General features: G+C 63.7%; 22 protein-coding genes. 16 read left to right on the top strand and 6 right to left on the bottom strand.

Going from position 1 to position 24,154, the window contains the following annotated elements; all coding sequences use genetic code 11:
• Positions 1 to 119: 119 nt before the first annotated feature.
• Positions 120 to 986, bottom strand: a complete 867-nt coding sequence (locus BT122_RS00400; protein WP_072354121.1) for a hypothetical protein — start codon at positions 984 to 986, stop codon at positions 120 to 122.
• Between the two features lie 11 nt (positions 987 to 997).
• Positions 998 to 1,999, bottom strand: coding sequence for a hypothetical protein (locus BT122_RS00395; RefSeq protein WP_083432222.1), 1,002 nt, complete (start codon positions 1,997 to 1,999; stop codon positions 998 to 1,000).
• A 168-nt stretch (positions 2,000 to 2,167) separates the two neighbouring features.
• Here BT122_RS00395 and BT122_RS00390 point away from each other — a divergent pair, with 168 nt between their 5' ends.
• Positions 2,168 to 2,437: a type II toxin-antitoxin system prevent-host-death family antitoxin gene (locus BT122_RS00390; RefSeq protein ID WP_072354120.1), complete on the top strand. Its 270-nt coding sequence runs from the start codon at positions 2,168 to 2,170 to the stop codon at positions 2,435 to 2,437.
• The gene (locus tag BT122_RS00385) at positions 2,437 to 2,763 is read left to right on the top strand and encodes a type II toxin-antitoxin system RelE family toxin (protein WP_072354119.1); all 327 of its coding nucleotides are present in this window, start codon (positions 2,437 to 2,439) and stop codon (positions 2,761 to 2,763) included. Before BT122_RS00390 ends, BT122_RS00385 begins: the two co-directional genes overlap by 1 nt.
• A 47-nt stretch (positions 2,764 to 2,810) precedes the next feature.
• Here the strand turns inward: BT122_RS00385 and BT122_RS00380 are convergent, their stop codons facing one another.
• The 3 genes from BT122_RS00380 to BT122_RS00370 form a co-directional block, all read right to left on the bottom strand.
• Positions 2,811 to 3,239 (bottom strand): hypothetical protein, encoded by a 429-nt coding sequence (locus BT122_RS00380; RefSeq protein ID WP_072354118.1) that lies wholly within the window; start codon positions 3,237 to 3,239, stop codon positions 2,811 to 2,813.
• Between the two features lie 71 nt (positions 3,240 to 3,310).
• The gene (locus tag BT122_RS00375; protein ID WP_072354117.1) at positions 3,311 to 4,846 is read right to left on the bottom strand and encodes a DUF438 domain-containing protein; all 1,536 of its coding nucleotides are present in this window, start codon (positions 4,844 to 4,846) and stop codon (positions 3,311 to 3,313) included.
• A gap of 424 nt (positions 4,847 to 5,270) precedes the next feature.
• Positions 5,271 to 6,821 (bottom strand): DEAD/DEAH box helicase, encoded by a 1,551-nt coding sequence (locus BT122_RS00370; protein ID WP_072354116.1) that lies wholly within the window; start codon positions 6,819 to 6,821, stop codon positions 5,271 to 5,273.
• A 255-nt stretch (positions 6,822 to 7,076) separates the two neighbouring features.
• Here BT122_RS00370 and BT122_RS10915 point away from each other — a divergent pair, with 255 nt between their 5' ends.
• The 12 genes from BT122_RS10915 (at position 7,077) to BT122_RS00310 (ending at position 18,707) form a co-directional block, all read left to right on the top strand.
• Entirely contained in the window at positions 7,077 to 7,598 is a 522-nt protein-coding gene (locus tag BT122_RS10915; protein ID WP_072354115.1) for a helix-turn-helix domain-containing protein, read from the top strand.
• Between the two features lie 190 nt (positions 7,599 to 7,788).
• Positions 7,789 to 8,529, top strand: a complete 741-nt coding sequence (locus tag BT122_RS00360) for a VUT family protein (protein WP_072354114.1) — start codon at positions 7,789 to 7,791, stop codon at positions 8,527 to 8,529.
• A complete protein-coding gene (locus BT122_RS00355) occupies positions 8,526 to 9,266 on the top strand; it encodes an SDR family NAD(P)-dependent oxidoreductase (protein ID WP_083432221.1) in 741 nt (246 codons plus the stop codon). Before BT122_RS00360 ends, BT122_RS00355 begins: the two co-directional genes overlap by 4 nt.
• Before the next feature lie 21 nt (positions 9,267 to 9,287).
• Positions 9,288 to 9,890 (top strand): pentapeptide repeat-containing protein, encoded by a 603-nt coding sequence (locus BT122_RS00350; protein ID WP_072354113.1) that lies wholly within the window; start codon positions 9,288 to 9,290, stop codon positions 9,888 to 9,890.
• A 393-nt stretch (positions 9,891 to 10,283) separates the two neighbouring features.
• Positions 10,284 to 11,258: a 3-hydroxyacyl-CoA dehydrogenase gene (locus tag BT122_RS00345; protein ID WP_072354112.1), complete on the top strand. Its 975-nt coding sequence runs from the start codon at positions 10,284 to 10,286 to the stop codon at positions 11,256 to 11,258.
• Positions 11,259 to 11,660: 402 nt separating this feature from the next.
• Entirely contained in the window at positions 11,661 to 13,628 is a 1,968-nt protein-coding gene (locus tag BT122_RS00340; RefSeq protein ID WP_072354111.1) for a DUF4012 domain-containing protein, read from the top strand.
• Between the two features lie 141 nt (positions 13,629 to 13,769).
• Complete coding sequence (gene amaP / locus BT122_RS00335) at positions 13,770 to 14,516, top strand: alkaline shock response membrane anchor protein AmaP (protein ID WP_072354110.1); 747 nt, start codon at positions 13,770 to 13,772, stop codon at positions 14,514 to 14,516.
• A 2-nt stretch (positions 14,517 to 14,518) separates the two neighbouring features.
• Positions 14,519 to 14,920: a DUF2273 domain-containing protein gene (locus BT122_RS10665; protein ID WP_083432219.1), complete on the top strand. Its 402-nt coding sequence runs from the start codon at positions 14,519 to 14,521 to the stop codon at positions 14,918 to 14,920.
• 130 nt (positions 14,921 to 15,050) lie between these two features.
• Positions 15,051 to 15,617 (top strand): Asp23/Gls24 family envelope stress response protein, encoded by a 567-nt coding sequence (locus BT122_RS00325; RefSeq protein ID WP_083432218.1) that lies wholly within the window; start codon positions 15,051 to 15,053, stop codon positions 15,615 to 15,617.
• A gap of 3 nt (positions 15,618 to 15,620) precedes the next feature.
• A complete protein-coding gene (locus BT122_RS00320; RefSeq protein ID WP_072354109.1) occupies positions 15,621 to 16,970 on the top strand; it encodes a Mur ligase family protein in 1,350 nt (449 codons plus the stop codon).
• Positions 16,963 to 17,742 (top strand): type 1 glutamine amidotransferase, encoded by a 780-nt coding sequence (locus BT122_RS00315; protein ID WP_072354575.1) that lies wholly within the window; start codon positions 16,963 to 16,965, stop codon positions 17,740 to 17,742. The genes BT122_RS00320 and BT122_RS00315 overlap by 8 nt, the downstream gene beginning before the upstream one ends.
• A 53-nt stretch (positions 17,743 to 17,795) precedes the next feature.
• Positions 17,796 to 18,707 (top strand): ribokinase, encoded by a 912-nt coding sequence (locus BT122_RS00310; RefSeq protein WP_072354108.1) that lies wholly within the window; start codon positions 17,796 to 17,798, stop codon positions 18,705 to 18,707.
• Between the two features lie 57 nt (positions 18,708 to 18,764).
• Here BT122_RS00310 and BT122_RS00305 read toward each other — a convergent pair whose 3' ends face one another.
• Positions 18,765 to 20,807 (bottom strand): DUF6541 family protein, encoded by a 2,043-nt coding sequence (locus tag BT122_RS00305; RefSeq protein WP_072354107.1) that lies wholly within the window; start codon positions 20,805 to 20,807, stop codon positions 18,765 to 18,767.
• A 192-nt stretch (positions 20,808 to 20,999) separates the two neighbouring features.
• On the opposite strand from BT122_RS00305, the gene BT122_RS10910 reads away from it, so the two are divergent.
• Positions 21,000 to 23,048 (top strand): DUF6541 family protein, encoded by a 2,049-nt coding sequence (locus tag BT122_RS10910; protein ID WP_072354106.1) that lies wholly within the window; start codon positions 21,000 to 21,002, stop codon positions 23,046 to 23,048.
• A gap of 1 nt (position 23,049) precedes the next feature.
• Positions 23,050 to 24,153, top strand: a complete 1,104-nt coding sequence (locus BT122_RS00295; protein ID WP_072354105.1) for an acyltransferase family protein — start codon at positions 23,050 to 23,052, stop codon at positions 24,151 to 24,153.
• The last annotated feature ends 1 nt before the right edge of the window (position 24,154 follow it).

Below are 24,154 nucleotides of genomic sequence, written 5' to 3'. Positions count from 1 at the left end.
GAGTGCATGAAAATGACTTATCGAACACCGCCGGGCGCATTTATGCAAAAGCCGACAACGCGGCGATACCCAGGCGACACCCTTCAACCTGTGGCAAACATTCTGGAATTGAAGCACACCTACATCAGGAAGAATTCGTCGATTTTCTCGACAGAGTCGAGGACCTTTTCGTCCTCTACTCCAGTCAGGTGGGCGAGGGTTACAGACCCCATGAGCCTCTCGCGAATGTCAGAAGAGAACGCATTGTCAACAAGCGAGAGAAACTGCTCAGATTGAACCGCAAGCTCTGCTCGAAGGGCATCGATCTTTGTCTCTAGTTCCTCGTCAACCTCAGCCTGATGGGCAAGCAATTCGTCGAGCAGCGCCTGCTCCTCTGTGTATAGCCTAAGCCGTGCATATTCAAAGGCGAGTTGAGCAACCGCCGTAGCAAGACGCTCGTACTCCTTGGAACCAAAGGTGCTGGCAAGCAGTGCAGACAGCAGTTTGACGATGGCCTCAAGAGAGGTCCACAGGCAGCGCTCGATGTAGACTGGCTCGTCGATGAGTCCCTCGTTAAGGTCATCCGTCCTTGAGCGAAGCTCCTCGGAGAGCGCAAGGACCGCTTCTTGCGTGGCAGGGGATATTCGGCCTGTGAGCGCAGCCGCGCAGGCCTCAATGTAGTTTGCATACAGCGTAAACACAAAGGCACTGTAGTCTTGCCCGTCCATGCGCAGCGCATATGCGGCGACGGAATCGGCTATGTCTACCCAATCTTCCCTTTGGTAGAGAGAGGGGAGTTTGCCTGCCTGGGCCTTTCCCAGTATTGCCAAGAGAAGGGTGGTCCCCACCTTGATGTTTAGTAAACCCCGTTGGTCTTGCTGCTGCAATAGTCCGTCGAGGTCCTCCTGAATCGTCTTGACTGCGGCGAATGCCTGAGAAGCATCGTTACCAAACTCGGTCTGCGCAAGCAGTCCAAGTACAAGCTGCTGGATATCTTCAGCATACATGGGAGCCCCAACTATGCGAGGGTCTTGCTGAGTAGCTTGGAGAGCGCGAGTGTGTTGTTTACCAGCGAACCAAGCTCCATCTTGGAGGCATCGTCTAGGCTCTGATAGTCCTTCGCGTAGTATGAGAGACAATCGATGCTTGCTCCCGAGAGGGATTTTCGCAGGCTCTCCGTCTGCTCTAAAAGGGAGGCAATCTTTGCGTCTGTCTCGAGCACGCTCTTGGTGTTCTTCTTTACTGATTCAATCTCCTCGCTCTTTTGTTTGTTGAGCTTCAGCTGATTGGCGGAGAACAGCACGATGGACGAGAGAAGCGTGGCACCCACAATTGCCATGCCAACGGGACCTGCTAGAGCGAGCAAGGCAGTCCCAGCTGCCGTGCCGCCGCCACCAGCGGCAAGCGCGCCGCCGCCAAGCCACGCAAGGGCTGCGTTGGTCGCGGCCGCTCCCGAGAGCGTTGAGATGGCGGCCCCAGTGGAGGCGGTGCCAAAGGTCGTGGCAATCCACATTGCTGCTGTGGGTGCCATAAAGGCAACGGAGGCGCCCGCAGCGAGACCCGCTCCCGCCCCGCCGGCAGCTTGCCGCGCTGCCTGAAGTTCCCGGTCTGCGAACTCGAGCGAGTTGGCGAACTCGTTGCGGTGGGTGTCTATGGCAGCGAAGTCATCATCGAAGGACTTTGGATGGTTTGCGATGCTGTTTACGATGGACTCCACCAAAGCGATTGAGTCGCATGAGCGCTGCCGTACGATATAGAGTCGCATGCCCTTGTCGCTCATGAGGGTGTACGCATCGTTGTACTCGGTGATGGCCTGTTCCAGCATGCGGTCTAACTCGGTGATCTTGGCAGTGATGTCATCTTTGGTTGAGATGGCTGCATCCTTGATATTGGCAGCCGTAGCTCCGATTGCCTCGCCTGCGGCATTGACCTGCGCAGCAATGGCGTCAACGTCGATTTTATTTGCTGCCCCGGCAGCAAGGGACATGATACCGTCAAACGGATTGGGAGGCTGCGTCATGAGGCATCACCTTAACATGTGTCGAGGCTTACGGTCGCTGCCCATAATACATAAGGCCCTTACTGCTTTCTGAACAAATCTGTAGGGGGGCGTTATTCATACGTCGGTCGCGCTACGCAGTGTAGTATCATTTCTTCAGAAGATATTCTGAAGAAATGAGGCATCGACATGCCAAACATACGTACTGCATCTGAGCTTCAGCGCAACATGAATGCCATCTACGATTTGTGCGAATCGACCAAGGAGCCAGTCTACATCACGCGAAACGGCAGGGAGAGCCTGGTTGTGATGGATGCCAAGGCATTTGACGATGCCTTTGACCTACGACGTCGCGTGCTCGAGCACGAGATGCGGGTTCATGACGCGCTGATGAGGTCGCAAGAGGAAGTGGAGAGCGGAGAACTTGTAGATTTTGCCGACATTCGCCGGGAGAACTGATGTCCCAAGGACGACGTTACTCGATTAAGCTTACAGCCAGTGCGGCAAAGAGCTACCAAGCCCTTGGAGGGTCCGCGAAGAGAAAGGCAAACAACGCGTTAGATGCGCTTGCCATTGCGCCGGGGCTTGGCATGGTATATGACCCCTACTACGAAGCTGCGCGACTGCCCTTTGAGGTTCGCGTGGTCTATGCGGGCAACTACGGTATCTACTACGATTACGATGAACAGACGCGCATTGTCTACGTGCGGTTTATTGAAGACGAGCGCATGGATCCGCTGAATCGCTTCTCGGCCAGAATCCACGAAGGTGGGGCCCAGGACTAGCCCGGACCCCACCCCGTTAAGTGAGAGTCGTGTGAAAGGCGCGTTGCCTAGTTGCGTGGCGCTGCAGCAAGCTGCGCGTTTACCTTCTCGCCGTCGCCGGTCTCGAGCGCGGCCAGCGAGCGATAGAGCCAGGAGGTGGCGTCGGCCGAGAGGGCCTCGGCGTTTGCGCTGGCGGCAAAGGCGAGGAGAGCGTCGAGAAGCTGCTTGCCGGCGGGGGAGAGGGCGGTGACGTCTGTCCCGGCGTGGGCGGGCACCCCGCGGTGGCCGGAGACGTGCTCGACGAAGCCGCGCACCTGGGCGACCTGCTGCGGCAGGCTAGCGGCGGGCTCGGCGGCACCAGCGGCAACAAGGGCGTCGATTACGACCTGCGCGGGGGTCCCGCAGGGGACGAAGCCGGGCGCGTCGTCCATGGCGGCGGTGATGGTTGCACCAAGGGCAACGGTTGCCCCGGCAAGCTCGTTCTGCATCTCGTTCATGTGCTGCTCCTTTGATCTTACGGTTCGATTTGTTATCCTGCGACGCGCGCGCGGTGACGATTCCGCGACGCCTATGCCTTGAAGTGATCCCGTGCGAACCCCATGCGCTGGACCACCTCCATGGTGCCAATGTAGGAGCCCTTGCGGTCGCGCACGGCCATGTAGCGCACCAGCACGGGCTCGCCCTCCTTCTCCATCCAGATGTCGACGGAGTTCTGCTCGCCGCTCTTGAGCGTGGCGATGACTTGGCGCACCATCTGCTGCACCTTGGGCGGATGGCAGCTCCAGACCTCGCGTCCCAGCGCGGAGGACGGCCGCTTGAAGAGTTTCTTCTCGCCGTCGTCGTTCCAGTAGCGGTTGATGTCGCTGTCGTCGACGAAGGTGATCTCCAGCGGAATGGTGTTGAGCATGGCATCGAGCTGGGCGCGGGTCATGCTGCCAGTGGGGAGGACCACCTCGTCTGCGCTGACGGGCTTGTTGTCCGCGCCCTCGTTGGCCTTCTCCGCGCGCTTCTCGCAGTACTCCTCGCCTGCGCCCCAAGTGCCTGCGTCCTCAATGAGACACAGGTCATAGCCCTTGAGGTCGGCGTACATCTGGAGCCACTCGTCACCCGAGAAGTTCTGGGCGCACAGGGGCAGAAGGATGTTCGCCTCCTTGTAGACCATCTCGTCGGCGCGGGTGAGGACCTTCTCGGCACGCTCTCGCCAGGCCTCGTCCTGCTCTCGAGCGCCAAGGAGCGCGCGCAGCTCCGCGCGGATCTCGTCGTCGACGCCCCACATTACGTCTGAGGGGCCGGAGTATCCGTGACGCACCTTGAGCACGGGGTAGAGGAGGTCGCCCTTCTTGGCGTAGTGAATGCCCAGCTGGGAGAGGGTGCGCAGCTCGTCGGTGGCGGCAGGGGTGCCGAGGGCTGCGCGCGTGCGGGCTATCTGCTCGGAGATGGCCTGGTTTTCGAGGGAGAAGACGTGCATGGGGTGTCCGGGAAGGTTGGTGAGGAAGCGCGTGTTGAGGTCGCCCGCGCCCTGCGTGAGCGAACCCATGACCGCCTCCTCGGCGTTGGCGATCTTCTCCTCGCGGGTGGCGCCATGGAAGAGGGCAGAGTGGACGTCGCAGAGGCGCTGGACATCGTCGATCTTGGCGCCGCCCTCGATGAGGCCCTGCTCGGCACGGGCGATCTCGCCGGCGTCAACGTCGCTGAAGTTTGCGACGAAGTCTGCGCGAACGTTTTCTAGCGGCTCCCCCGAGGAGAGGCGGGCGATGTAGGTCTCTAGGAGCTTGGCGCGACCTTCCTCGTCGAGCCCCTCGACCTTGGTGCCAAGAGGCGCGCTGGCCTCTGGCGCCGCGGGGCTCTCGTCTGCGGACGGGACGTCCTGCGCGCCCGCGCCGATGACGGTGAAGCCAGCGTCTTCAAAGGCGCGGATGGCATCGTCAAGGCTAATTCCCTTTATCGCGCATCCGCGCGGGACGGTCATCACGCGGCCAACCGTGTTGAGCGCTGCGGGCTTGGTGATGTCGGTGAATCCAATTCCGGCCATGACCTGCGGAAACTCTGGGTATTCCTGTGCGAGGTCGTGAACGCTCCTGCTGAGGTCAAGTGTTTTCTCCATGACAGCTCCTGATCTCTTTGACCAAGCCGGTTGGCCTGGTGCGCCGAACTACGATCTGCGGGAGTTCGCATCGGTGCCGTTTGTCAGAGCAAGCGTATGCGAGTAAGGCCATGTGAACTGTTGCATTCACAACATTAGCAGGAAAACACTGCATCGAAACGGCTTTCGTTACACAAATCTCGAGGAAATTGCATCGAACCGCCCTTCGTTACATGGTGTTTTGGGGAGGGCCCAAGTAGAGACATATCTATCTTGTGTCTCAGTACGTGTCATGGCACAAGATATTGTGCCATCAGAGCTTCGATACTTGAGGGACCATAAAAAAGTGGTGTAACGAAGGGTAGTTCGATGCAGCGAACGCGAAATAAGTGTAACGAAGGCGAGTTCGATGCACGAATGGTACCCGATGCCTCGCCGGCAGGGCCTACCGGCGTCCTATGCCGCCGTGGTCGCCGGGGTGACGACGGCGCTGTGACTTTTCGGGGCTGCCGTTGGCCTGCTGCCTTCTGGTCTGCGCGCGTCGTGACGAGCCTGCGTCCCCGCGCCTTCGGGAGGGTTTCGGCTTTTCGGCGGGGATGCTTCCCTGGGCAGGCTTCTCTTTCTTGGACACGCGCTGCATCTTGGTCGCGCGCTGCGGCCGTGGATCTCGTGACCGTCCCGCTGCGCTTTCCGCAGTGCGCGCAAGGCGCTGCTCGTGGCGCTCGTCGACGATCTTCTTGCGCTCCTTCTTGCCGGGAAGCTGGTCCATTGGCGTGCGGTTGGGGTCAAGTACCAGCGGGTTCTCGCCCAGCACGATTCCCTGCGCACGCGGATAGACAGGAATGTTCTTGCCCATAAGGTGTTCGATGTCGCGCAGGTCGAACTCCTCCTCGGGCGTCGCGAACGTGAGCGCCCAGCCAGACTCCCCGGCGCGCCCCGTGCGGCCGATGCGGTGGATGTAGTCCTCGGCGTCCGAGGGCACATCGAGGTTGACCACGTACGCTACGTTGGGGATGTCGATGCCGCGGGCGAGGACGTCGGTGGCTACGAGCACGCCCACCTCGCCGTCGGCGAAGCGTCGAAGGGCGTTTGCGCGCTGGTTCTGGCTTCGGTTTCCGTGGATGGGCGCGCACTCGACGCCTGCCTTGCGCAGGCGTCGGCAGACGGCGTCCGCGCGGTGCTTGCCCCGCACGAAGACAATTACACGTTCTGCACCCTCGCGGCGAAGGACCTCGATGAGGGCTTCGTTCTTTGCCTCGTGCGAGATGGGGAGCACGTACTGGTCAATCGTCTCGGCAGCTGTGCCCTTGTGCGCAATTTCCACGCGCACGGGGCTGTTGACCAGCGACTTCGTGTTGTCCAGAACGTCGTCGGAGAGCGTTGCCGAGAAGAGCAGCGTCTGGCGGCTGGCGGGCGTCTTCGAAACGATGCGACGCATGTCGGGCAGAAAGCCCATGTCGAGCATGCGGTCCGCCTCGTCCAGAACAAGGGTCTCTACCTGCGAGAGGTTGCAGTCGCCCGAGTTGATGAGGTCGATGAGGCGCCCCGGCGTGGCAACCAGCAGGTCGCACCCCTTGTGGAGCGCCGCGCGCTGCGGATCGTACGAGACGCCGCCCACAAGCACCGTTGCCGTGTGTCCCGTGTGCGCGCATATTGCGCTGGCGACCTCCTCGATCTGGGCGGCAAGCTCGCGCGTGGGCGTGACCACGAGCATGAGCGGACCCTGCCCGTGGCGTGCATGTCCAAGCCGGTCGAGGGAGGGCAGCAGGAACGCGGCCGTCTTGCCGGTTCCCGTCTGCGCGGCGGCCATGACGTCGGTGCCGGCGAGGACTGCGGGGATCGATGCCGCCTGGACGGGCGTGGGGGTCTCGTAGCCCATGTCATGCACGGCTGCGAGGGCGCGTTCAGAAAGGCCGAGGTCCTCGAAGCGGGTGGGGAGGTCCTTCTCGGCGGTGACGATGGGGGCGGGCGTGGTGGTGCTGTGGCGCTTGGCCATGTAGTGGTGCTCCTAACAACGGTAGAAACTTGCGAGGGACAAGCTTACGCGATTCTCCGCATGCACACCGAGTCACCATCTTGCGAGGCGAATTGCGCCTGCGCGCAATGGCACACACGGAAGGCTGTCGGTGAGAAACCCAAGCTAGATGGCATGACAGTTTGGCTGTCGTGCCAAGCGCCACCGTGCAAGCTATGCTTTCTTGCGTGGTGTCTTCGCCCGGGTGAAGCTGGGCCCAGGAAGGGAGAGGAACCGATGGAATTTGGCGAGAGGGTCAAGAGGGTGCGTGCGGACGCGGGTCTCACGCAGGAGCAGTTCGCGACGCGCCTTGGGGTGACGAGGCAGGCGGTCTCCAACTGGGAGAACGGCCGCAACCTGCCCGACATCGAGGTCGTCATCGCCATGTCCCGGACGTTCGGCATCTCCCTCGACGACCTCATTCTGGGAGGAGAAGACATGGCACGCGAGAATGACAAGCACGAGGACATGGCCGAGAAGCTCATCAGCGACGGCAGCGAGGGAAGGTGGATGCGCAGGAGCCTGGTGCTGTCCGTGGTTGGGTCGGCACTCATCGTGGCTGCCGTGGTTCTCGCCGTTGTCGCGGAGAACTCGGTGAGCTACGTGGACGCCGCGGGAGTGCTGCACGAGAACTTCTGGCTCGTCCCGGTGAGCTACGCCTGCGCGGCCGCTGCGGTTCTCGTCCTGCTCGCGAACTTCATCGCGCAGCTGCGGCGGCGGAAGCGCCTCACGGGCTCGTATAGGCCTATGGGGAGGTAGCGGGCTCGGGAGGTGAGCTCCGGCGCGGGCGCCGAGCGGTGGCGCCCGCGCTTTCGAATCCCGAGAAGGCAGCGTGATTGTCGCCAAACGGATCCCGGTCTCTGCGCTACCATGTTTCGCGGCCGCACGGGCGGCCCTCCAAGCAGTCCCAGGTGAAACCTGCTTGCAAATCCAAAACCGGGAGACACACATGCTCAAGCGAACCATCCAAGACTACAAGGTCCTCCTCAGAAGCATCCCCAGCGCAAGCGTGACGCTCTTCGTGGTGAGCGTCATCGTCATGAACCTCCTCGCGAACAAGGAGCTTGTGTCGCTCCCGTGGCTGGCGCTTGACTGCGGCATCACCGTGAGCTGGGTGAGCTTCCTCTGCATGGACATGATCTGCAAGCGCTTCGGCGCCCGCGCCTCCATCGAGGTGAGCGTTCTCGCCGAGGCCATCAACCTGGCCGTGTGCCTGCTCTTCTGGCTCATGAGCCTCACGCCAGGCATGTGGGGCGCCTACTACAACACGGGCAGCGTCCAGGTGAACGACGCCCTCAACGCCACCTTTGGGGGCACCTGGTACGTGGTGTTTGGCTCGACCGTCTCCATGCTCTGCTCGTCTGTCGTCAACTCGCTGCTCAACGAGGGCATTGGCCGCAGGCTCAAGAAGAACACCTTTGGCACCTTCGCGCTGCGGTCGTACGCGAGCACGATGGTGGGCCAGTTTGTTGACAACTTCGTTTTCGCGACGATCGTGAGTCACACCTTCTTTGGCTGGACCTGGGCGCAGGTGGTCATGTGCTCGCTCACGGGCGCGCTGGTCGAGCTTGCCTGCGAGGTGTTCCTCTCGCCGGTGGGCTTCCACGTGGTGCGTAGCTGGGAGCGCGAGGGCGTGGGCGAGGACTACCTGCGCCTTCACCCCGCCGAGGCCGTGGCGGCCGAGCGATGAGACAAAGCGGCAGCACCTTCGTCTCATCGCCGTCGCCGCTGGATGCTGGCGGGCGTGCGCTTGACGTGCTGGTTACGGGCACGTCGCGGGGGATCGGCCGGGCGACGGCGGAGCTGTTCCTTGCGCGCGGGCACCGCGTGTGGGGGCTTGACGTGCTGGCGTCCTCGATTGAGCACCCGCGCTACCAGCACTTCGTTGCCGACGTTCGGGACCGTGCGGCGCTGCCTTCGGGGCTTTCGCCTGAGGTCATCGTGAGCAACGCGGGCGTGCAGGACAGCGGCGCGGACATCGACGTCAACCTCAAGGGCGCCATCAACGTGTGCGAGCGCCATGCCTTCGCGCCGGGCGGGCGCGTCCCTCAGCCCCAGGTGCGTGCAGTTGTGCTGGTGGGGTCCTCCAGCGGGCACACCGGAGCTGAGTTCCCCGAGTACGCGGCGTCGAAGGGCGGGGTTCTCGCCTATGCGAAGAATCTCGCGCAGCGGCTGGCACCGCAGGCCACCTGCAACAGCGTGGACCCGGGCGGCGTCATGACCGAGCTCAACCGCCCCGTGATGGACGACCCCGCCCTCTGGGGGCGCATCATGGACCTCACGCCGCTCCGCCGCTGGGCGATGCCGGAGGAGATCGCCGAGTGGATTTACTTCGTCGCCGTCACCAACCGCTTCATGACGGGGCAGAACCTGCTCATCGACGGCGGCGAGGCCGGGAGCTTCGACTTCGTGTGGCCCGAGGAGTAGGAACACGAGGAGCAGGAGACCATGAGCGAGTTGCTCGACGCCATAGCCGAGAATGACGGGGACGTCCGCGGTCGTGAGTTTGCGGGGGAGGACCTCTCCGGAGAAGACCTCGGGCATGTTGAGTTCGAGGACTGCGCTTTCCGCAGGTGCGTCCTGGCCTCCGCGCGGCTGGAGCGCCCAAGCTTCGAGCGCTGCACGTTTGAGGGCTGCGACCTGGGCAACATTGCTGGCAACACCGGCTTCTGGCGGGACTCGAGGGTCGAGGACTGCCGCCTGGTGGGCGCGGACCTCCACAAGTCCGTCCTCGTGCGCACGCAGTTCAGGGGCTGCAACCTCTCGTACGTGGGGCTGGCGGAGTCCAAGCTCGAGCGCGTCTCGTTCTCCGGGTGCGACCTGCGCGAGGCGTCCCTCTCGCAGCTTCGCCTGCGCAGCAGGCTGGTGCTCGAGGGTTGCGACCTCATGCGCGCGGAGCTCTTCCAGACGAGGCTCGCGGGCGTCGACCTCACGAGCTGCAACATCGCGGGCGTCCGCGTGAGCGACACGTTCCGCGAGTTGCGCGACGCGTATGTGGGGGTTGACCAGCTGCCCGACCTTGCTGGCTTGCTCGGCGTGAAGCTGCGATAAGGGCCGCGGGGAGGCGCGGGCGGCTCGGAAGCCGTTGCGGCATCGCCGTGGCCCGGTTGCTGGCGGACGCAGACCGCCCCTGGTCGATACACATTCGTGCGACGAATGTGTATCGACCTGCGCGGGTCACAGATTCGGGTACGAATGTGTACCGTCGCCGGCCTGCCCGTCGGTTCACCCCGCCGGCCCATGCCTCCGCCCCACACCGACGTCCCACGCCACCTGCGCGCCGCAGCCTCCGGCGCCGCCCACGCGGCCCACGGCGCCATCCGCAAACAACCGCCGAGCGCCCCTTCTCGCCGCCTGCGTATTTCCGCTTCACCTTCGTGTCTGCCAGGGGCATAACGTACGAGTCGGTTAAACGTATTACCTCATCGAAGGGACTCGTAGACCATGGACATCAAGGACGTGAAGAAGGTAACCATCGCGGGCTGTGGCACCGAGGGCAGCCAGATCTCCTCGATGGTTGCGTACAAGGGCTTCGATACAACCGTGTGGCTGCGGAACGAAGGTTCCATCGACCGCGCAAAGCCCCGGTTGGAGGCCGTGCGCAAGCAGATTCTTGGCGAGCTTGACGCGTGGAAGGCCGACCGTGGCGCGTACTGCCGCGGCCTCTCGGACGAGCAGGACCTCACTGACGAGCAGATCGACCAGCTCAGGGCCCAGGCCGAGGAGCGCCTCTCGCACATTCGCCTCACCACCAGCGTGGAGGAGGCCTTCTCGGACGCGGACGTGGTCATCGAGTGCATCAACGAGGACCCCGCTCAGAAGCGTGACTTCTACGAGAAGATCGCTGGGGTCATGCCCGAGAAGACCGTGCTGCTCACCGACTCGTCGACCTTCCTGCCGAGCACCTTTGCCGATGCGACCGGCCGCCCCGACCGCTACATGACGCTGCACTTTGCCAACCAGATCTGGCGCAACAACCTCACGGAGCTCATGCGCCACGACCGCACCAGTGACGAGTCCTTCAAGCTAGCCGAGCAGTTCTCCTACGCCATTGGTATGGTTCCCCTCAAGCTCAACAAGGAGCAGCCCGGCTACATCCTCAACACGCTGCTCATCCCATGGTTCAAGGCGGCGATGTACCTCGTGGCGTCGGGCGTGACGGATCCCGCCACGGTCGATCTGTGCTGGGAGCTCGACACCGGCGCCCGTCCCGACCAGACCCCGTTCCGCAAGATCGACAAGGTCGGCCTGCCGCTGGCGCTCAAGATCATCTCCATGGAGCCTGGCGCAAATGACCCCTCCACCCCGGCTGGCATGATGGTCGCGCTGCTCAAGAGCTATGTGGATGCCGGCAAGACCGGCATTGCCGTGGGCGAGGGCTTCTATAAGTACGACGAGAACGGAAACGTAGTTAAGTAGGCTCTCGGCCTTTGCTGGACGGGCACGCGTGGGATGACGGGTGCGGGTTGGCTTCGGTCGATACACATTCGTGCGACGAATGTGTATCGACCTGCGCGGGTCACAGATTCGGGTACGAATGTGTATCGACACCGGTCCAAATCCCCGCCGCTCGCGCGGAGCCGTCCGCACGCCGCAGGCCCAAATCCCCGCTGCCCGCGCGGAGCCGCTCGCGCGCCGGCCACCAGCCTCGCCCCTTGCGCATGCCCGTTGTCTGGACTTTGGCCGTTGGCGGCCCCAGGCACGTCTCCCTGCGCGTATCTTTGAGCCGTATGCGAGAATACCTGAAAGGCAATAGCATCAGACTACGGCTTGCCGGCCAAGGACAAGGACATGGCTGGCTTTCGTATGGGGGGACATCAGATGTCAGACAGTCCGCGCGGAGCACACTTCGCCAAGCCGACAGGCCCTAGGGACAACGAGGACGAGCAGGACTTCCGCCCGTCGCAGCCCGATCTCCCTGACTTTGGGGCTACCCAGCAGTTCTCGGACGCAGGCCAGGCGTTTGGCTTCGCAGACGACCAGAGCGCGCCCCACATCGAGCCTCCCGAGCCCGTGCCGGCGATGAACGTCTACCTCGGCGGCCCTGGTCAGCAGACTGGGCGTGGGCGCAAGCAGGCCAAGCGCCACCACCCCGGCAGGGTCGTGCTCGTAGTGGTTCTCGCCCTTGTCGCTGTCATCGGTACCTGCGGCTTCCTTCTCTACCGCTCGGCCCAGGCCGTCCAGGCGGACGCGAAGGTTGTCTCCTCAACCGCCTCGTCAATGAAGGACAACCTCACCTCCGGGGATGGCGAGACGCTCCTCAACAACGCCAACTCGTTCGCCACGGCGGCCTCCGACATGCACAAGGAGACGAGCGGTGCCCTCTGGGGATTCGCAGCCAACCTGCCCGTGGTTGGCCAGGACGTGAGAAACGCGCAGCAGCTCGCCGGCATCGCGGACGACATGGGCGCCAAGGTCCTCGTGCCCATGGCGCAGAGCCTCTCGGGCGTCTCGATGTCCTCGCTGCTCTCCAACGGCAAGGTAGATGTGGACGCCATCCAGAGCCTGGTCAACGCCCTCTCGGACGTCTCGCCCACGATTTCGGACTGCTCTAAGCGTGCAAGTGCCATCAAGCCCGGCTCCGTCTCGCAGGTGAACACCTATGTCGAGAAGGCCCAGCAGCTCCTCTCGACCGCCGATGAGGGAGCGCAGACCGCCGAGAAGATCGCCCCGAGCCTTCCCGGGCTCCTCGGCGCGAACGGTACGCGCACCTACCTCATCGTTGCGCAAAACAACTCCGAGCTGAGGGCGACGGGCGGCCTTCCTGGCGCGCGCATCCCCGTGACCGTCGCGGACGGCGAGATCAGCCTGGGCAAGTCGACCTCGCTGGGCCAGGGATTCGACGTCAACATCGACATCACCGACGAGGAGCGCTCGCTTCTCGGCGAGGCTCCCGCCGTCGCTGCCTCCTGGGCAAACTTCACCCCCGACTTCTCGCATGCTGGCAAGTACCTCGCCGACGGCTGGAACCAACACAGCGACCAGCAGGTCGAGGGCGTCATCGCGATTGATCCCGTCTTCCTGCAGAACCTCCTCGCCCTGACGGGCGGGGTCGTTGCGTCCGACGGAACGGCGGTCGACGGCACCAACGCGGCTCAGGTGCTGCTCTCCGACATCTATTGGAAGTACCCCGAGGGTGCGAAGCAGGATGCCATGTTCGCCGAGGTCGCCGGCCTGTGCTTCGACCAGCTCATGACCTCGCTCGGCTCCGTGAGCCTCGATGACCTCACCAAGCTCATCAAGCAGTCGGGAGAGGACCGTCGCCTGCAGGTTTGGATGGCAGACGACTCCGAGGAGGCCGTCATGCAGGAGCTGGGCATCGCTGGCGAGCTTGACAGCGACCCGGCGAACCCGGTGCTCGGCGTCTACGTGAACGACAACACCTGGGCAAAGATGGACTGGTACATGGACCTGCGCACCACCGTGGGTACGGCGACCAAGAACAGCGACGGCACCACCACCTACAATGTGACTACCACTATCACCAACCGTATGACCGAAGAGGAGGCGGCCACCGCTCCCGAGTACATCACGGGCGGTTCGGACATGACCTCCGGCAGGGGCGACATGGTGTCCCTCGTGATTGTGCTCGGCCCTGCGGGCGGTGCGGTCTCCGGCCTGAGCGACCGCGCGACGAATGGGCAGCTCGAGGGGCTCGACGGCCACTACTTTGCCGTGAGCACCATGCCTGGCGAGACCGAGACCATCGAGTACCAGGTGACTACTGCGGCGGGAGCGGGTGCGCTCCAGGTGCGCCAGACCCCCACGGCAAGGACGTTCACGGACTAGGGCAGGCCCTTCTGGGATGACGCCCCCGGAGCGTGCCGGGTGTCCCTGGCGGTCTAATTAGTGTCGCGCCAAAGGGGTATGCTCTTCTTTGTCAGGCCGACGGATAGTCCGTCGGGACGGCGCTCGACAGGGGAGTTGCGCATGGGTGGGTTCAAGCGCTTCTGCATGTTCGTCTTCTCGCTGTCAGGACTTCTGTGCCTGGCTGCGTTCGTGCTCACGTGGCTAGGTCCCTGGACGACCCAGGCTTCGGCGCTCTTCTCGCTGCCGGAGTACTACACCGTGGTGGAGGTCCTGCTCCTCATCACGGTGGTTGGCCTGCTCATCCTGCTCTTTCGCTCGATCTTCTCGCGCCGGGTGCGCACCGTCGAGGTGACCACCGTCGATGGCGGCACCATCTCGGTCTCGCGCGACGCCATCGCGTCGCAGGCCACGCATGTGGTCGAGGCCGATGGGACCTGCTCGGCAGACCGCGTCTACGTGAGCGCCAAGAAGCGCGGGCACGTTCGCGTGCACGTGCGCGTCTTGCCGCACGAGAGCGTGGACGTGGTCGAGAAGGGCACCGAGCTTCACGAGGAGCTGGTGCGCGGCCTCACGGCCGTCTGCGGAGACAAGCTCGAGGACGTGAGCTTGGAGTTCGTGGTGCCCAAGGAGGTCTCGTCCGCGCCCGTTGCGGGAGACGTGAGCGTTCCCACCTCTCCGCAGGCGCAAGAGACGGCAGTCGCTGACGTTGCGGTGACGGAGGCGCAGCCCGCGTCCGCAGCGGAGGAGGCGCCCACACCTGCGCCGGCGTCGTACGGCGCCATCACGGTGCCCATGGGACTGGGGCATGAGGGGTCGTCTGCCGGTGCGGCGGGCGAGGATGCTGACGCTCAGAACGGGGAGGCCTAGCCATGAGCGACGAGTTCAACAAGGCGCCGCGGGCGAAGGTCGAGGCCGAGGAGCCCCAGGCAAGCCAGACCGAGAAGCGCGACGCGGCGCGGGACGCCAACGCCGCCCCAGGCGCGACGGGCGGTGCCGCTGCGCCCGAGGGCGGCAGCGCAGAGGGTGCCCAGAGTGGGGTCGACAAGGCCTCTGCCTGGGTGAGCAGGACCTTCCCCGGTCACGAGAACGCCTTCCTGGGCGGCGTCTGCGGTCTTCTCGTTGCCATTGTCATGGCGGCGATCGGCTTCTGGCGCACGCTCCTGCTCGTGCTTCTCGTGCTCATTGGCGTGGCCATCGGCCAGCAGGCAGACGGCGACCCCAAGATCCTGCGTGTCCTGGGCAAGCTCTTCAGGGACCACGAGGGTCGCTAGGGCACGCCTGGGGTCGCGGCACAACAGGGCGGCTGGGGCACCACGGGAAGCACAACGGCACTACCACAACGGCACTACAGCGAGTAATCATCAAGCACGCAATCATTAGCCCACACACAGAGGAGCGAGCATGGACACCGAGAACAGCGCACGGGAGGCCGAGGCAGAGACCGGCATCGTTGCGGCCGCTGCATCCGCAGCCCAGCCCGAGCCCGTCCAGGGTCAGGACATCGACATCGCGGAGGACTCAGACTCCGAGGACTCCCTCACCTTCTCCAACGGGGTCATCGAGAAGATCGTCGCCATCGCAATGCGCGACGTCCCCGGAGTGGTGGGCATGAAGGGCAGCTGGCTCAACCGCGTCCAGGACGCGTTTGGCGCCTCCGACACCACGAAGGGCGTCTCGGTAGAGGTCACGCCCGAGAGCGCCGTCAAGGTCAACGTCTCGGTGCTCATCGAGTATGGCGCCTATGCGCCGCAGGTCTTCGAGGACGTCAAGAAGGCAATCGTGAAGCAGGTCACCGGCATGACCGGCCTGGAGGTCGCAGGCGTCAACCTGCGCATCGAGGACGTGCTCACGCCCGAGGAGTACAGGCGCAGCGTCGAGGCCGAGAAGGACGCCGAGGACGCCGCGCCGGCGCCCGCCGTCGACGCCACCAAGGCCTCGGCACCGGCCGCTCGCGGCGGGAAGGCGTAGCGCATGGGAGTTCGCAATGCCTGTGCCGTGGGCCTGGGACGCCTCACGTCCTGGGGCCTGCGGCGCGTGCTTCACCGCAACGCATCCCAGATGCCCGGGCGGGTCACCCTCGCGCTCGACCCCAACGCCATAGCGCACCTGGCGCCCAAGCTCTCCCAGGGCGCCATTGTGGTCTGCGGCACAAACGGCAAGACCACCACCAACAACGTGCTGGCAAACGCCATCGAGCGCTCGGGCAGCAGGGTCCTCTGCAACCGTGCGGGCGCCAACATGGCGGCCGGCGTCGCCGCCGCGCTTCTCCCCGGCAGTGGCGCGGACTGGGCGGTCATGGAGGCGGACGAGCTCTCGACCATCCACATCCTGCCCCAGCTGCGCCCTCGCTACCTGGTGCTTCTCAACCTCTTCCGCGACCAGCTCGATCGTGCGGGCGAGATTGACCACGTGCAGGACACCATCGTGGCCGCGCTCGCGGCCTCGCCCGAGACCACGCTCCTGGTGTGCGGAGACGATCCGCTCTCCGTGGGCGTGGCGCTTCGCGCCGAGAAGGCCGGCACAAAGGTCCTCGCGTTTGGCATAGGGGAGGACCTCCGCCTTCCGCCCGACCGCGTGCCCGAGGCCCGCTTCTGCCAGGTCTGCGGCGCCGAGCTTTCCTACGACTACCGCGCCTACGCCCAGCTGGGCGCCTTCAGGTGCCCCAACGGGGACTTCGAGCGTCCCAAGCTCGACTTCGTTGCCACGGGCGTGCGCGTTGACGCCCATGGCGTGGGCTTTGACGTTGCGTTCCCCGAGGGGGGCACGGCGCACGTCTCGGCTGGGTTCGGCGGCGTGTACATGGTCTACAACCTGCTCGCGGCTGCTGCGGCGGCTCACCTCGCGGGCGTGGACGCCGCCTCGTTCCAGGCGGCCCTCGACGGCTACCACCCCGAGAACGGCCGCCTCCAGCACTTCACGGTGGGCGGGCGCGAGGTCGTGCTCAACCTTGCCAAGAACCCCACGGGCTTCAACCAGAACATCTCCCTGCTCCAGACGGACGAGCGTCCCAAGGCAGTCTTCTTCGTGATCAACGACGACTTCAACGACGGCAAGGACATCTCCTGGATCTGGGACGTGGACTTCGAGCGGCTCCTGGCCGAGAAGGACCTTCTCGCCTTCGCGGGCGGTCACCGCGCAAACGACGTGCAGGTGCGCATGAAGTACGCCGGCATCAAGGCGCCGGTGGCGACCACCGTGAGCGAGGTTCTCGGCCGCTTGGGGTCGGTGCCTCTCGACCGCCCGCTCTACGTGCTGTGCAACTACTCCGCGCTATGGCCGGCCAAGGCCGAGCTCGAGGGGATGGGTGAGCGCCATGACTAGCCGAGTCACCGAGAACCCCACACCCACGGGTGGCCGTACGCTGCGCATCGCCCACCTCTATCCCGAGCTCCTGAACCTCTACGGCGACTCCGGCAACATCCTGTGCCTGCGGCGTCGCATGGAGTGGCGCGGCATCACGCCAGACGTGATGGAGGTCCATGTGGACGACACCCCGTCCTTCTCGGGCGTGGACATCGCCTTCATCGGTGGCGGGTCAGACCGCGAGCAGCGCATCGTGTGCGACAAGCTCCTGGCAGAGCAGGCCGAGATACGCGCCTTCGTCGAGGACGGCGGCGTGCTCGCCGCCGTGTGCGGAGGCTACCAGCTCCTGGGCTCGAGCTACCTCATGGCAGACGAGCGCGTGGAGGGCCTCTCGCTCGTCGACCTCTACACCGACCACGGTGACCCGCGCCTCATTGGCAACATCGTGGTCGAGAGCGCCATCTCGCCGCAGCCCATCGTGGGCTACGAGAACCACGCCGGCCGCACCCACCTCGGCGAGGGCGTCACGCCGCTGGGCAAGGTTCTCTACGGGCACGGCAACGATGGCGTTTCCGGCTACGAGGGCGTGCTCTACAAGAACGTGGTGGGCACCTACGTCCACGGTCCGCTCCTGCCCAAGAACCCCGGCGTGGCCGACTACCTCATTGCCCGCGCGATGGAGCGCAAGTACGGCACCGCAGAGCTCGAGCCGCTCGACGATACCGAGGAGCTTGCAGCCAATGAGGTCATGTACCATCGACTCATGTCGGGAGAGGTCCAGGAGAGCTAGGACGCCGTCTTGCGGCCAGCAGGTCGCAGCGCGGCGCGAGGGATGGAGGACGCATGTCGAAGGTCATCGTCTTTGGGTCGCTCAACATGGACCTCTCGGTTGGGTGCCCCCGCGTCCCCGAGGCGGGCGAGACCATCATTGGCAGCGGGTTTCTCGCGAGCCCTGGTGGCAAGGGCGCAAACCAGGCCATGGCGTCGGCACGCATGGGCGCCCTCACGCACATGGTGGGCGCCGTGGGCAAGGACGTCTTTGGCACCCGCCTCGTGCAGTCGCTCGTGGAGGCGGGGGTTCTCTGCGAGCGGGTCCGTGCCCTGAAGGACGTCCCCACGGGCACGGCGACGATTCTTCGTGCAAAGGGCGACAACCGCATCGTGGTGGACCCCGGCGCCAACGCCACGACCCACGCTGATGTGGTCTGCTCGGCCATCGACGATGTCGCCGAGCCGGGCGACATCTTCCTCACGCAGCTCGAGTGCGACCTGGACACCACCATGGACGCAATTGCCTACGCCCGCGAGTCGGGCCTCTACACCATCCTCAACGCAGCTCCCGCCGCGGCGCTTCCCTCCGACGTCTACCAGTCCATCGACCTTCTCTGCGTCAACGAGACCGAGTGCCAGGCGCTTACGGACATCTCGCCGGACACCGAGACGGGCTGCATGCGCGCGCTCATGGCCTTCTCGGCACGGGGCGTGGCCACCACGGTGATCACCTTGGGGGCCAGGGGGTCCGTGGCTCTCATCGCAGACGACATGTATCGCATAGACCCCTTCGAGGCAGACGCGGTGGACACCACGGCTGCCGGTGACACCTACCTCGGCGCTCTGGCGGCACAGCTCTCGCAGGGCATGGACATCATCGATGCCATGAAGTGGGCGTCGGCGGCAGGCGCGCTCGCGACCACGCGCGCGGGCGCCCAGCGCTCGATTCCCACCTTCGAGGAGGTCAGGCGCCTTCTCGCATGAGACAAAGGGACTGTCCCCTTGTCTCATTCCCTTGTCTCATTGCTCTCGCGTTCGGCGCTACTCCGTTGCGGTGATGCGGTAGAGCTTGTAGCCGTTCTCCTCGAGGACCAGCTCGAAGCCAGGCGTGTCGTCGGTAATGTAGTTGATGCCTCGCCACTTGGCGGCGTCGTAGGTGCCCTTCACGAAGGTGTTGTTGCGCTCGTCGGTGCTCATGACCAGCACGTAGCGCGCCCCCACGGACTCCACGGCCTGCTGCACCTGCGGGTCATCCGCAATGTTGTAGAGCCTCTGACGAATCACGCGACTCTGCCAGGTCTCGCTGCTCGAACCGTAACCCGAGTAGTAGCGGTAGTAGCAGCGCAGTCCCGTGACGCCATACCCCAAGACGCTGCCGTCGAAGGGCTGGTTGATGACAAGCTCGTCACCCACCAGGCGGTGGACGCTCTCCATGAAGTCCGTCTCCTGGTAGGTGAGCGGCGCGTCGTGGGAGTAGGCGCGGTAGGCGTAGCTTACGTAGGTGGCCCAGGGGCTGCTCTTCTCGTAGCTAAAGCCGTTGCGGGCCTGGCCAGGGTAGAAGAGCGCAAGCGGCACGTAGACCGCAGCCACGACAAGCGCTGCGACCGCTGGAAGCGCGCGCCAGTTGCGCGCTGTCGTCAGGCGCACGAGCCTGCACGCACCCTCGGCCGTGGCATCCAGCCCGTACGAGATGAGCGGCACCGAGAAGATCGTTGCCAAAGATCCAATACGGTAGGGGTCCGAGTACCAGTACCCAATGAGGACGGACCTAAAGGCGTCATCCGTCGAGCAGCAGGCCACGTACATCATGTAGGCGGCAATGGCGTAAGGCACCACAATCCAGCGCGTGTCTCGGCGAGAGATAAGAAGCACCCCGCCTACCAGCAGAATCGCCGCGGGAAAGAGCTGCTCGGCGTCGGGCGCGGGCCACATGCCACGCATGTAGCTCAGGTGCAAGACGTTGGCTATGGCACCGTCGCCCTCGGCGAACGAGTCCCAGTGGTAGCTCACGAGGTCGGCGAAGGCGGGGATCTTTGTGGCGCCAACCCAGACGATTACGAAGAAGACGGCAAAGAGCGTGGCGAGCGCACGCGGTCCAATGGTTGCCCGCGAGCCAAGCCTTATGCGGAGGCTGGAGCTGCCAAGCTGGGCAACAATCCACGGTGCCAGGAAGACTGCTATCGAGAAGACCACATTGGGGTGGAGAAGCACCGCGCCACAGGTTGCAAGAAACCAGGCGGCGAGGTGGCTCGCTGCCGCGCGGCGGCTGCCGCCCTGCATAAAGGCACGCATAAAGAGGGTGCAGAGGGCGGGCAGCATGGCAAACGCGGCAATGTTGGGGTAGACGGGCCCCCAGTTGCAGATGCCCCAGGGGAAGATGGTGAGCGTAAGCGACGCGGCGGTCCCAAGGGCCACCACGCGCGTGCGCCCCGGGAAGATGGTCGAAAGGAGAAGCAGCATGGAGAGCGGGTAGACCACGGCCATAAGGGCAAGGTTCACCGCGTTTATCGTGCTGGTCACGCTCACATTGGTGGTAAGGGCAACGGTAGCGCACAGCACGTGCCAGCCCGAAGGGTAGTAGCCGGTTGGCTGAACGGCCACAAGTGCGTCGGACTCCGTGGAGTAGGAACTGCCGTCGAGCGGCGACATCGAGAGCGAGTCCATCATCGCGCGGATGGAATTGATGTGGTGCACCGAGTCGTAATCCTGGTGAAAGGCGTTGGGGGAGGGGAGTATCCCCGCGAGAAAGACGTAGCCTGCGGCTAGTCCTGCCACAAGGAAAAGGGCTACGAGGGCGGGGTGCACGGCTGGTGCGCCGTCACGTGCCCCGGGGAAGAAGCGGTTGCGGAGAAGTGTTGCCACAAGCAGCAGTGCGGAGGGCAGCCCCACCATCATGGCTGGCGTTGCCGGGACCTTTGCCATGGAAAGTACCTGGCCCATAACGCATATGACCGCCATGCCAAGCGGTGCTGCGGCGAGAAGGGCCGTCATGCGGGGGAGTCCCAAGGTGCGGCCAAGCAGGTACCCTGGCACGTCCAGGAAGAGCAGTGTCACAAACACCGTGAGGTAGAAGGAGAGCCACATATCCTGTTTTGTCCGCTTCGCTCGAGGGTGGACGCGCGCGGGATGTCCCGCGAGTTCAACCCTCCCATCGTAGTCCATGAGGATGCATACGGAACGCAATAACGTGGTGCATGATAGACTACCTGCTGGGCTGGCATACCGCCCGCCCCTTTTGTTGTCCTCCCACGAGGAGGGGATGGGAGCGGCGCCCTCATGTGGCCCTTGTTCTTCCTTGCATGCTTGTTAATGGTGGCTATCCTCTATCTGCCGGGTGCGTTTGCGTTTTGCGCCCTGGGACTTCGCCTTGAGGATGCTGTTGCCTGCGCCCCCATCTACGGAGTGGCTCTTATCTCGCTGAATGCAGTGATTCTGCCGCACATTGGCCTCTCGGCTTCGCTCCTCACGCTTGTTGTGCCGGCACTCGCGTTTGGAGTGATTGCCTATGCGGTCGCCGCGGTGCGCAGGCGGAAGGCGGCCGGACAAGTCAAAGGGCAGACGTTATCCGAGACGGGCCGCCTTTTGGTCTGTGGCCGCAGCGTTTCTGCCTGGAGCGTCCTCGTTGCCTACGGCGTTTTGGGTGGAAGCATATGCTGCCTGGTGTTTGTCCGCAATCTGGGAGATCCGCAGGCCTTCCTCCAGTCCTACGACAACGGCTTTCACCTTGCCGCTATAAGGACCTATCTCTCCACTGGCAACTTTTCGTCATTCTCGAGTTTCTACTACGTCCCTGGAGAGGCAATGCCCATGGTCTCGCAGGGCGGGTTCTATCCCAGCGCCTGGCATGACCTGTGCGCCCTTGTCGCCCAGACCTTCTCTGTGCCTGTGACCCTTTCCGTGAACGTGGTCAACGCTACGCTGGCGGGCGTGGTTTTCCCTGTCTCGGTATTCTTCCTTCTGCGACGTCTCTTTCCGGGGAAGGACTCCGTTGTTGTTGCCGGCGCCTTCGTCGCCCCTGCCTTTGCCTGCTATCCGTGGGACTTTCTCACCTGGGGGCCGCTCTACCCCAATCTGCTCACAAACGCCCTGGTACCGCTTGGCGTTGGCGCATTTGTTGCCCTCATGCGTCCTGCCAGCGAGAAAGGCGTGCGCGTGCGTATGCTCCTCGTCTTTTTTGCTGCCTGCATAGCCGAGGCATTTGCCCAGCCAAACGGCGTCTTCACGATGGCGGCGCTGCTTGCGGCGTATCTTGTGTGGGCAGCCATGAGGGCTGCGAAAGATGCGCGCGAGGCGGGACGGCGTGCACCCTCGCCACTGGTTGCGGGCGTCCTGGCGTTTTTTGCCGTTGGATGCATTTGGATTGGCTGCTACAAGCTCCCCATGCTCCACAAGGTTGTGACCTTTAACTGGCCAGCTACCCTAGGGCTTCGCGGAGGAGGGCTTGCCGCCCTTTCGCTGGGCATGAACGGCCATCCGGCTCAGTGGGTGCTTGCGGCCATAGTGATTGTGGGCGTTGTCTGCGCCATGCTAGACCGTTCGCGTGATTACTGGTGGCTTTCGGTCTCCTGGGCATTCATTGCAGCGTGCTTTGTGATAGATGTGGCGACGGAAGGCACGCTCAAGCGCGTTACCTGCGGGTTCTGGTATGCAGATCCGCATCGCATTGCGGCAAATCTCTGCCTTGCGGCAATTCCGCTTGCAGCCCTTGGTCTCTCGTGGCTGGGCGAGAAGCTGGCAAATGTGCTTGGACGTACCAAACGCTCTGCCGTCCCTCTGACAGTGGCGGTTGCCGCCGGCCTTGTTGTGACCTTCCCCTCGTATCTCCCCGTTGCCTCTACCGAGGGTCCTACTGCTTTCGCAAGCCTTGGGGCAACTGTTGAAGGTCAGAGTGGCCTTGACAATGTTCTTCTCGACGCAGGCGAGATGGAATTCTCCAAAGAGGCACTTGCGATGATCCCAGAGGGCTCCCTGGTGATAAACGAGCCAAACGATGGCAGCGCCTTCCTCTATCCGCTCCTCGATGCGAAGATCTACTACCACGCATTTGCGTTCTTCGACGGCACTCCCAACGAGACCGAGGAGAGTCTCCTCATTCGCCATCACCTCAGCGAATACGCCACGCGGCAGGACGTTCGCGATGCAGTCTCGTCGATTGGCGCTACGTACGTGCTCGTACTTGACCAAGGGCAGGGAAACGATCGCCCGCGCCTCTGGTCGTATTACTACGAGCAGTGGAACGGAATCGAGGACATTACGGACGATACCCCCGGATTCACGGTTGTTCTCGCCCGCGGCGACATGCGCCTGTACAAGATTGGGGACTAGTGTGGCAGCATCTCAGACCACGGCTGCGGCTGTTCCCGCTGCCGGCAAGGCGTCATCGCGACGCCTCCCCGAGTACGACCTTGTCCGCGTCGTCGCCATGGTCTTTGTGGTGGCGGTGCACTCCCTCATGGTGGTGGACACCTCTGTGCGTGCCGGTGTGATTACCGAGGTGGCGGGCCAATCGCTGTTCTTCACCGCCAATGCCCTCTTCTTCCTGCTCTCTGGCCGCTTCAACCTGCGCGATGTTCCCGAGGGCAAGCTTGGTGACTTCTACCTCAAGAAGTTCCGTGGCGTTATTCTCCCGGCGCTGGTGATCTTCTTTGTCCGCGCCCTTTACGACCTGCGTGCAGACCCGGTCTCGCTGCGCCACGTGGTGGGCTACTTCGTTCGTGGGAGCCTGGGACAGTACTCTGGCATCGAGTACTGGTTTATCTTCTCGCTTGCCAAGCTGCTGCTTGCGGCCCCCTTCCTCGCTCCTGCGTTCGCACACCTATCTCCCAAGCGCGCCAAGGCGTTCCTGGGCATTGGACTTGCCTGGTTTGCGGTGCTCTTTGTCTGCAACAACGCGGGCGTTGACTTCTCCTGGGACTTCCTCTTCTCGGGCTTTGTCTTTCCGTTCTGTCTTGGTCCCAGCATCGAGGAGCTTCTCTCTGGCAGACGTGCCCGGAGGGCGCTGGCGGTTGTGGCCCCGCTCTCGTGGATAGCGACGACCTATCTGGTACTCCAGGGATGGCGCACCGGAGCCTTTGACAACTCTCCCCTCTATATGCTGCTTTCATTTGGCATCTACATTGGTCTTCTCTCTTTGGGCAGGCGCCTTGCCGCGCGCGGCTCCCTCGACGGGCGCCTCGGTTCGGTCATCTCCTTCGTGGCGCGTCACTCATTCACGGTGTATTTGGTTCACCTGATGGTTTTGATGCCCATTGCACACCGCATCCCAGGAGGCTGCGGTATGGTCTCTTTAGCGTTCTATCCTCTTGTGATTGTCTTGGTGGTCCTTCTGTCCCTTGGGGTTGCCGTGGTTCTCGACACGGTTCTCGTGAAGCCCTGCCAGGCCCTTCTCGACAGGATCGTCAGTCGTTTCCGCGCTCGCGGGGATGCGTAAC

The organism is Olsenella sp. kh2p3, assembly GCA_900119625.1.
Lineage (GTDB): Bacteria > Actinomycetota > Coriobacteriia > Coriobacteriales > Atopobiaceae > Tractidigestivibacter.
The sequence above is the reverse complement of the archived record's forward strand: the minus strand, read 5'-3'. Positions and strand labels throughout refer to the sequence as shown.

Bases quoted from the DNA above. Each gene is read 5' to 3' on its own strand.
- BT122_RS00400 (WP_072354121.1), bottom strand. From the start codon at position 986: ATGTATGCTGAAGATATCCAGCAGCTTGTACTTGGACTGCTTGCGCAG.
- BT122_RS00395 (WP_083432222.1), bottom strand. From the start codon at position 1,999: ATGACGCAGCCTCCCAATCCGTTTGACGGTATCATGTCCCTTGCTGCC.
- BT122_RS00390 (WP_072354120.1), top strand. From the start codon at position 2,168: ATGCCAAACATACGTACTGCATCTGAGCTTCAGCGCAACATGAATGCC.
- BT122_RS00385 (WP_072354119.1), top strand. From the start codon at position 2,437: ATGTCCCAAGGACGACGTTACTCGATTAAGCTTACAGCCAGTGCGGCA.
- BT122_RS00380 (WP_072354118.1), bottom strand. From the start codon at position 3,239: ATGAACGAGATGCAGAACGAGCTTGCCGGGGCAACCGTTGCCCTTGGT.
- BT122_RS00375 (WP_072354117.1), bottom strand. From the start codon at position 4,846: ATGGAGAAAACACTTGACCTCAGCAGGAGCGTTCACGACCTCGCACAG.
- BT122_RS00370 (WP_072354116.1), bottom strand. From the start codon at position 6,821: ATGGCCAAGCGCCACAGCACCACCACGCCCGCCCCCATCGTCACCGCC.
- BT122_RS10915 (WP_072354115.1), top strand. From the start codon at position 7,077: ATGGAATTTGGCGAGAGGGTCAAGAGGGTGCGTGCGGACGCGGGTCTC.
- BT122_RS00360 (WP_072354114.1), top strand. From the start codon at position 7,789: ATGCTCAAGCGAACCATCCAAGACTACAAGGTCCTCCTCAGAAGCATC.
- BT122_RS00355 (WP_083432221.1), top strand. From the start codon at position 8,526: ATGAGACAAAGCGGCAGCACCTTCGTCTCATCGCCGTCGCCGCTGGAT.
- BT122_RS00350 (WP_072354113.1), top strand. From the start codon at position 9,288: ATGAGCGAGTTGCTCGACGCCATAGCCGAGAATGACGGGGACGTCCGC.
- BT122_RS00345 (WP_072354112.1), top strand. From the start codon at position 10,284: ATGGACATCAAGGACGTGAAGAAGGTAACCATCGCGGGCTGTGGCACC.
- BT122_RS00340 (WP_072354111.1), top strand. From the start codon at position 11,661: ATGTCAGACAGTCCGCGCGGAGCACACTTCGCCAAGCCGACAGGCCCT.
- amaP (WP_072354110.1), top strand. From the start codon at position 13,770: ATGGGTGGGTTCAAGCGCTTCTGCATGTTCGTCTTCTCGCTGTCAGGA.
- BT122_RS10665 (WP_083432219.1), top strand. From the start codon at position 14,519: ATGAGCGACGAGTTCAACAAGGCGCCGCGGGCGAAGGTCGAGGCCGAG.
- BT122_RS00325 (WP_083432218.1), top strand. From the start codon at position 15,051: ATGGACACCGAGAACAGCGCACGGGAGGCCGAGGCAGAGACCGGCATC.
- BT122_RS00320 (WP_072354109.1), top strand. From the start codon at position 15,621: ATGGGAGTTCGCAATGCCTGTGCCGTGGGCCTGGGACGCCTCACGTCC.
- BT122_RS00315 (WP_072354575.1), top strand. From the start codon at position 16,963: ATGACTAGCCGAGTCACCGAGAACCCCACACCCACGGGTGGCCGTACG.
- BT122_RS00310 (WP_072354108.1), top strand. From the start codon at position 17,796: ATGTCGAAGGTCATCGTCTTTGGGTCGCTCAACATGGACCTCTCGGTT.
- BT122_RS00305 (WP_072354107.1), bottom strand. From the start codon at position 20,807: ATGTGGCTCTCCTTCTACCTCACGGTGTTTGTGACACTGCTCTTCCTG.
- BT122_RS10910 (WP_072354106.1), top strand. From the start codon at position 21,000: ATGTGGCCCTTGTTCTTCCTTGCATGCTTGTTAATGGTGGCTATCCTC.